This is a genomic window from Pricia sp. (genome assembly GCF_041745955.1).
Classification (GTDB): domain Bacteria; phylum Bacteroidota; class Bacteroidia; order Flavobacteriales; family Flavobacteriaceae; genus Pricia.
Window position 1 is genome coordinate 1 of sequence record NZ_JBGTHY010000226.1, and the last position, 6,583, is coordinate 6,583.

Sequence of the window (6,583 nt, forward strand, 5' to 3'; positions counted from 1 at the left end):
AAAAAAACCCGGGCAACTATACCATTATAGATGTTCGCAACAAGAGCGAAGTGGCCAAAGGTAAATTCTTTGAGAATGCCCTGTCACATCCCTTGAACTCGTTGCGCGATACGAGTGATAAAATACCGATGGACAAACCTCTAGTTGTACACTGTGCGGGCGGGTATCGTAGTGCAGCTGGCAGCAGTATTCTGAAAAAGCAAATGAAGGGTATTACCGTTTATGATCTAGGCGATAAGGTAAACGATTTTATCTAGCCCGGTCTTTTAAGAGCAAAAACCACATCGATTTCCCCTCCGTTGCGGTTTTCTTAGGTTATTTGTTATTCTTTATTTTAAACTTATTAGAAATTCTTTGAACTGCGGATTATTGTAATCAGCCATTCCTTTGTTTGCCATTACCAGATTTCCATCGGCATCGATAACATAGGTAGTGGGAATTGAGGATGATTGATACATCGCGGGAAGGTTATTGCCTGGGGTATAAATAGGCAGGTCATACCCCTTGCGCTTGTCAAAGTCTTTGGCCTTCTGAAAATCCTTGTCGAGCGAAAGCATTACAAAAGCAACATCATCTCCCATTTCATCGTGCAACTTATCGATACTAGGCATCTCGGCGATACAAGGGGGGCACCAGGTGGCCCACATATTCATAAATATTACCTTCCCCTTCAATGCTCCAAGCGATATCGTTTTACCATCCGCATCGAGCAGTTTTAAGTTAAAATCCGCTTCGGTCGCAGATGGCGAATTGGCGATTTGATTTTCATCGTTCCGCACTTGGGCTATTTCCTTTACATTAGGGTTCATCAATCCGGTAGCCAGCAAGCCCCGTTGTGCAAAACCGATGACCTCAATGTGTATTCCCGTTGCATAAAGTGTTATAGCTACTACCGCAAAAACTCCGTATTGTATCCAAGTATTCTTTTGGTTTATATTTTTACTATCCATTTTTTAATTTTTATTTTAATATCAAGCTTTATAAGCTTAGACTTTTATACCCCTTTTTTTGAAGTTGGAAATTATAGAGAATCCCATTTTCGACCGTCTTCATCTCCTTTGGGACTTTTGTTTTGTCAACTTTGAACTTATTTAGCGAAAAACCGCAGGCTACGAGATGTACTCCGGTTTTTTCTGCTTCTTCGATAAAATCACCCATCTTTTCGGTATCGGTAATATCCCCTATTTCCTTACCACAGATAATAACCTGAAAATCGCCGAAAGCTTTGCCATCTTCCTCTTTTAGTGCTTCGGCCGTCAATAATATGGGTTGCAGTTGTGGTACTTTTTTGGTGAGAACCACATAATTGTTCTTTTTATGACTATAATGATGCTGTGCCTGTGTCTTACCATTGCTAAACAAGACCAGTATTAAAAAGATTGAGCTAATAGTGAATGTTTTCATTTTAATTTATTTTAAAAGATTATCGGTGTCGTTCAGGGTAAAGAAAAGAAGTCCACCTAAAATTGCAACGTTTTTAAATAGAGGTCCAAGGGTAGTAATTTGGCCCACCTGAACCGTTAGTGTAATTGGAATTAGTACCATCATTAAGATGATCGCCGCCCATTTTGTTCTATATCCTATCAAGAATAAGAAACCTGCTGTCACCATAACGATTCCGGAAAGAACAATAAGCAGTTCAGGCTCGCCGAAAAAATAAGCGATACCCTTGAAGCTGGCTTGTTCAATTCGTTGAGCGGTCTTTTCAATATTCAGCAAGTGATTAGTACCTGCTACCAAAAAGATTCCGCTGACCAGAATGCGCAACAACTGTATGGAACGACGATTAATTAAAATCTTTGTCGTCATTTATAAATGTTTAAAAAAAGATAGTATTTCCGGTACCTACCGAACTATATCGGCAATTTATATTTCTTTTTATCAAAAAAATACAATGGTGGAACCGTCTTTAAATACTGCAGAATGGTATTTAGAATAATCGTGGAGGAGGAAAAATGGTATCCAGATATAGATAGGATAACATCGAAGGGGAATGTTCGCTATACGTTATAGGGGGTTCGGATATATCAGTATCCCAAGAGAACAGTTCGATTTGAAACTGCGAATTACAAAGCCCGTTCAAATGAACCATTTGTGAAGAAACAAGTTCAGCTTGCGAAAAATTGGCTGTATTTTCTAACAGCTTCGGGGAGTTCTTCTTTTTACAATTTGGATTCACGAAGGTGATATCGCTTCCGCTAAAAAGAATATTCAGCCCGTTCGCATCTATGGCAAGGAACTTTACCAAAAAAATGGAAAACAAGAGTACCGATATGTAAGTTTGAGCTTTCAAAATCATTGCAAATGTAAAGAACATGAATCAATAGATTTGTAACATTTGTTACTTACCCTATGTGGAATGATAAACTTTGTTCTACTCGATAGATTGGCAAGTGTAACTTTTGTACCGTGGGCAACCTCTAAAATCCATTACTTTGCATTTAAGAAAATAAGAATATGTATTGGATTCATGCTCCTTGGCCCTGGTATGTTGCTGGCTTTTTAATTGCACTTACAAAGTTCATTCTGTTGTTTGCGGGGAAACAATTCGGAATGTCCTCAAATCTACGCACAATGTGTTGCATTGGTGGTGCAGGGAAAGCATCGGAATTTTTTAGGTTCTATTGGAAAAAGAAACGTTGGAACTTGATGGTCGTTTTAGGTGCGGTAATCGGAGGGTTTTTTGGCTTCGCAATATATGTCCAACAATACGGTGGAAATTAATCCGAAAGTCGCAAAGCAGCTTTCCCAAGATTATGGTATCGAAAGTGCTGGAAAAGCATACCTGCCACCGGAACTCTTTGCATCCAAACAGCTAAACTATCTATTTGTACTTACTATTCTAATCCTCGGTGGTTTTATGATAGGCTTCGGGGCACGCTATGCCGGTGGTTGTACTTCCGGCCATGCCATATCAGGCTTAAGTAATTTACAACTTCCATCGCTGATTGCCGTAATCGGCTTTTTTATAGGTGGCCTTGTAATGGTCCATTTTTTATTACCCTTAATTTTTACAGTATGAAATATGTAACATATTTGTTCACAGGTGTATTCTTTGGGATTGTAATGTACACATCGGAAGCGGCCTCTTGGTTCAGGATTTATGAGATGTTCCAATTCGGTTCGTTCCATATGTACGGTATCATCGGTTCGGCATTGGTATTGGGTATCATAGGCATCCAGATTATAAAACGTAAGAAAATCAAAGCGATCGGTGGAAGGGAAATGCAGCTTCATCCAAAGAATAAAAGTGTGGCCAGGTACTTGATTGGCGGTATTATTTTTGGTTTGGGATGGGCTTTGTCTGGAGCATGTCCGGGCCTATGTACGTGCTGGCCGGTACGGGTTATCTGTCGATATTTGCTGTAGTTGCAGGGGCATTGTTTGGAACCTTTTATTATGGAGTTTTGAGGCACAAGCTGCCACATTGATATGCAGGTGATCATTAATAGGTTTTTTGGCTTATACTGTCGTGATTAATTTTAGGGTATACTTCAATAGTTAGGAATAAAATTGTAGTTTGCCCATAGCCCACTAAAAGTTTCAAGAAGAAATCGTTGCCAGCGGATTATAATATTGGATAACTTTTGTAGGCAGAGAAAGTTTGAACTGAAGAATAATCAGGTCTACCTATTGCATCTTTACACATCTGAGCAACACGTGGGAAATCCTTGCTCCCTATTTACGGTATCCGTGCATCAAAGCCCTAAAAGAAAAAGGAGTTGATAATGTATTCAATATCACGTCCTATTTCTATCTAAGTACCCAAGTCATAGAGTTAAAAAACACAATGTTTCAAATCAAGAGATTCTTATCCGTCGTGTACTTTTGATTATTACGTGTAATTTAATGTTGAGAGAAATGGTTTAACACTTAATTCCATCATGAAAAAACATTCTATTTTTAGTGTATCTATCCCATTTTTTATATCGGCAATGGCCTACGCACAGACCGTAGATTCGTTGCCACCGATATCGGCATCAAAATCCTATTCCAATTACTCTAAAGTCATCGGTTGGCCTGAGGGCAGAACGCCAAAGGCCCCTTCCGGTTTTGTAGTCACGAAATATGCAGACGGTCTCAAGAATCCAAGGTGGATGTATGTTACTCCCAATGGCGATGTACTCGTTGCTCAAAGCAATTCAAACTACCCCTGGTGGAAAAAAGTTGGCGCATGGGTCATTGGTGCATCAAAGTCGAAAAGCTTTAAGAATAGTGCCGATGTTATAACCTTATTTCGAGATACAGATAATGATGGACTTCCCGATGAGCGAACCGTTTTTTTAGAAAAGGAACTGGACCAACCTTTCGGAATGCTAGTATTAGATGACTGGTTCTACGTGGCCAATACCAATGGATTGTTGCGTTTTCCCTATAAATCGGGTCAAACGCGGATATCAGGTCAAGCCGAAAAGATTACGACGTTACCGGCAGGAAAGTATAATCGGCACTGGACACGGAATATTATTGCCAGCAAAGACGGCTCGAAAATCTATATTGCCATTGGTAGCGGCTCCAATATTGGTGAAAAGGGTCCCGAGGCGGAATTTATGAAAGCCGATATTTTAGAAATTAATCCCGATGGCTCCGAGCTTAGGGTATTCGCTTCGGGTCTACGAAATCCGGTAGGTATGGATTGGAATCCCAGTACCGACGAATTGTGGACGGCGGTAAACGAACGCGATGGGCTAGGCAATAATTTGGTGCCGGATTATATGACCAGCGTAGAGGAAGACGGATTTTACGGATGGCCTTATGTGTATTACGGCCAAAACGAAGACCCACGGGTAGATTGGGTCCCTTCTGCCGAAATAGAAGAAGCCCTTTTACCAGATGTTAACCTTGGCCCCCATACGGCATCATTGGGATTGACCTTCTACACCGGCAGTTCATTTCCGGATAAATATCTAAACGGCGCTTTTGTTGCGCAACATGGTTCTTGGAACAGGCAGGTTCTATCGGGGTATAAAGTGGTCTTTGTTCCTTTCGCAAATGGGAAACAAGCCGGTAAACCTGAAGATTTTTTGACCGGTTTTATCGTTGACAATAAAAAGGATAAGGTTTACGGTCGCCCCGTTGGTACCGCTATACTTCCCGATGGTTCCATACTGGTTACCGATGATGTTACCGATACGATCTGGAGAATTAGTATAGCGGAATAATACAAATAAGCGCGTTTCCAAACCCTACAAAATTTTGGTGGTCAATTGAAGAAAACATTAGCTTTAGAATCAATGCTTTTTTACAAGTAAAAATCACACCTTCTTAGAAGGTGGCTCTGGCTAGCCCTCATAGGGGCCGACCGGGGCCTGTGCTAAAAATCGAACCGTTGTTGATGATCTTCTACCATCTTCTCCTCCTTCTCCTGATACTTGACGTACTTCCGTATGGTGTCCTCACCAAGCCCGACCGTGCTGACAAAATAACCACAGGCCCAAAAATGGTTCCCCAAGTAGGGCTTCTGTTTCAGTTTCGGGTAGCTCTTGAAAAGCTTGAACGCAATCTTGCCTTTGACGATAGACTCCTTCCATTGGCACAACGACCTGATATCATGCTCGACCAGTTCCTTTATGGCACCCTTCAATATGCGAAACCTGTACTTTGGAACCCAAATAATATGATAGAGGCCAGTAGATAATTGCATAACTTTGAAGTCAACAAAAATAGGGATTATATGGATATTTTCAGAGGCCAAAACCTGATAGAGTTCTCCGATCGCTTCAAGACCGACCTGGACTGCAAGGAATATCTTGCGCAGGCCAAGTGGAAGGACGGTTACCAATGCAACAGGTGCGGGCATGGCGCTGCCCAGCAGCGCAGGGATTTCTCGAGGATCTGCAACATCTGCGGGCATACGGAGTCCGCCCCCGCCGGCACGCTTTTCCACAGGGTGAGGTTCGGGGTGCGCAAGGCCTTCTTCATCTGTTTCGAGATGGCGACCACTACCAAGAGCCTATCGGCTAGCTACATGGGCGTACGCTTCGGGATCACGGAAAAGACCGCCCGCCTGTTCATGCACAAGGTCAGGGAGGCCATGAGGTCCAGCGGCAACCATCCCATGGACGGTACGGTCCACATCGACGAGTTCGTGGTCGGCGGCAGGGAAAAGGGCAAGATAGGGCGGAGCTACGACAGCAAGAAAAAAAAGGCAGTGTGCGCCGTACAGTTGACCGAAGGCGGAAAGGAAAGGAGGATGTACTCGATGAAGATCGACAACTTCTCGGGCAAGGAGATCAAAAAGATGTTCGACGCGCATATAGACGGGACGGCAAAGATGACCACCGATGAATGGCGGGGCTATTGGCCATTGGCAAAGAAGTACGACATCGAACAGATACCGACCAACGGGGGGCTGAACTTCAAGGCGCTCCATACCATGATCCACCAGATAAAATCATGGATAAGGACGACATACTCGTGGGTAAGCGATTTCCACGTGGAAAGATATTTCGACGCGTTCTGCTATCGGTTGAACCGCTCCCAAAGCAAAGGGACCATATTCAACAACCTGATAGTGCGGATGGTAAAGGCGGACAAAATTTACCAGAAAGAAATCATATGCAGCTAACTACTGACCTCTATA

Annotated in this window: 8 protein-coding genes and 2 pseudogenes; 5 read left to right on the forward strand and 5 right to left on the reverse strand. The window is 42.6% G+C overall.

Annotated features, from left to right (window positions below):
- On the forward strand, positions 1-257 hold a 257-nt coding region (locus tag ACEW8S_RS08275; protein WP_373517690.1), incomplete at its 5' end, for a rhodanese-like domain-containing protein.
- A 72-nt stretch (positions 258-329) separates the two neighbouring features.
- Here the strand turns inward: ACEW8S_RS08275 and ACEW8S_RS08280 are convergent.
- From ACEW8S_RS08280 to ACEW8S_RS08295, 4 genes are all read right to left on the reverse strand, one after another.
- Positions 330-950 (reverse strand): TlpA family protein disulfide reductase, encoded by a 621-nt coding sequence (locus ACEW8S_RS08280; protein WP_373517691.1) that lies wholly within the window; start codon positions 948-950, stop codon positions 330-332.
- Positions 951-978: 28 nt separating this feature from the next.
- Positions 979-1,404, reverse strand: a complete 426-nt coding sequence (locus ACEW8S_RS08285) for a sulfur reduction protein DsrE (protein WP_373517692.1) — start codon at positions 1,402-1,404, stop codon at positions 979-981.
- 6 nt (positions 1,405-1,410) lie between these two features.
- Positions 1,411-1,809 carry a DoxX family protein gene (locus ACEW8S_RS08290; protein WP_373517693.1) on the reverse strand — a complete coding sequence of 133 codons (399 nt, stop codon included), beginning with the start codon at positions 1,807-1,809 and terminating at the stop codon, positions 1,411-1,413.
- Positions 1,810-1,930: 121 nt separating this feature from the next.
- Positions 1,931-2,317 carry a hypothetical protein gene (locus ACEW8S_RS08295; protein ID WP_373517694.1) on the reverse strand — a complete coding sequence of 129 codons (387 nt, stop codon included), beginning with the start codon at positions 2,315-2,317 and terminating at the stop codon, positions 1,931-1,933.
- 140 nt (positions 2,318-2,457) lie between these two features.
- Between ACEW8S_RS08295 and ACEW8S_RS08300 the strand changes: the two are divergent.
- From ACEW8S_RS08300 to ACEW8S_RS08310, 3 genes and pseudogenes are all read left to right on the forward strand, one after another.
- A pseudogene (locus ACEW8S_RS08300) lies at positions 2,458-3,022 on the forward strand (YeeE/YedE family protein).
- Positions 3,019-3,431: pseudogene (locus ACEW8S_RS08305) on the forward strand (DUF6691 family protein). The pseudogenes ACEW8S_RS08300 and ACEW8S_RS08305 overlap by 4 nt, the downstream one beginning before the upstream one ends.
- A 453-nt stretch (positions 3,432-3,884) precedes the next feature.
- A complete protein-coding gene (locus tag ACEW8S_RS08310) occupies positions 3,885-5,162 on the forward strand; it encodes a sorbosone dehydrogenase family protein (RefSeq protein WP_373517695.1) in 1,278 nt (425 codons plus the stop codon).
- 152 nt (positions 5,163-5,314) lie between these two features.
- Here ACEW8S_RS08310 and ACEW8S_RS08315 read toward each other — a convergent pair whose 3' ends face one another.
- Entirely contained in the window at positions 5,315-5,644 is a 330-nt protein-coding gene (locus tag ACEW8S_RS08315; protein WP_373517696.1) for a transposase, read from the reverse strand.
- Positions 5,645-5,674: 30 nt separating this feature from the next.
- Between ACEW8S_RS08315 and ACEW8S_RS08320 the strand changes: the two genes are divergently transcribed.
- Positions 5,675-6,568 (forward strand): IS1595 family transposase, encoded by an 894-nt coding sequence (locus ACEW8S_RS08320; RefSeq protein ID WP_373517697.1) that lies wholly within the window; start codon positions 5,675-5,677, stop codon positions 6,566-6,568.
- Positions 6,569-6,583 lie beyond the last annotated feature (15 nt).

Excerpts from the sequence above, each read along its gene's own strand:
- ACEW8S_RS08280 (WP_373517691.1), bottom strand. The coding sequence starts at position 950 with ATGGATAGTAAAAATATAAACCAAAAGAATACTTGGATACAATACGGA.
- ACEW8S_RS08285 (WP_373517692.1), bottom strand. The coding sequence starts at position 1,404 with ATGAAAACATTCACTATTAGCTCAATCTTTTTAATACTGGTCTTGTTT.
- ACEW8S_RS08290 (WP_373517693.1), bottom strand. The coding sequence starts at position 1,809 with ATGACGACAAAGATTTTAATTAATCGTCGTTCCATACAGTTGTTGCGC.
- ACEW8S_RS08295 (WP_373517694.1), bottom strand. The coding sequence starts at position 2,317 with ATGTTCTTTACATTTGCAATGATTTTGAAAGCTCAAACTTACATATCG.
- ACEW8S_RS08310 (WP_373517695.1), top strand. The coding sequence starts at position 3,885 with ATGAAAAAACATTCTATTTTTAGTGTATCTATCCCATTTTTTATATCG.
- ACEW8S_RS08315 (WP_373517696.1), bottom strand. The coding sequence starts at position 5,644 with ATGCAATTATCTACTGGCCTCTATCATATTATTTGGGTTCCAAAGTAC.
- ACEW8S_RS08320 (WP_373517697.1), top strand. The coding sequence starts at position 5,675 with ATGGATATTTTCAGAGGCCAAAACCTGATAGAGTTCTCCGATCGCTTC.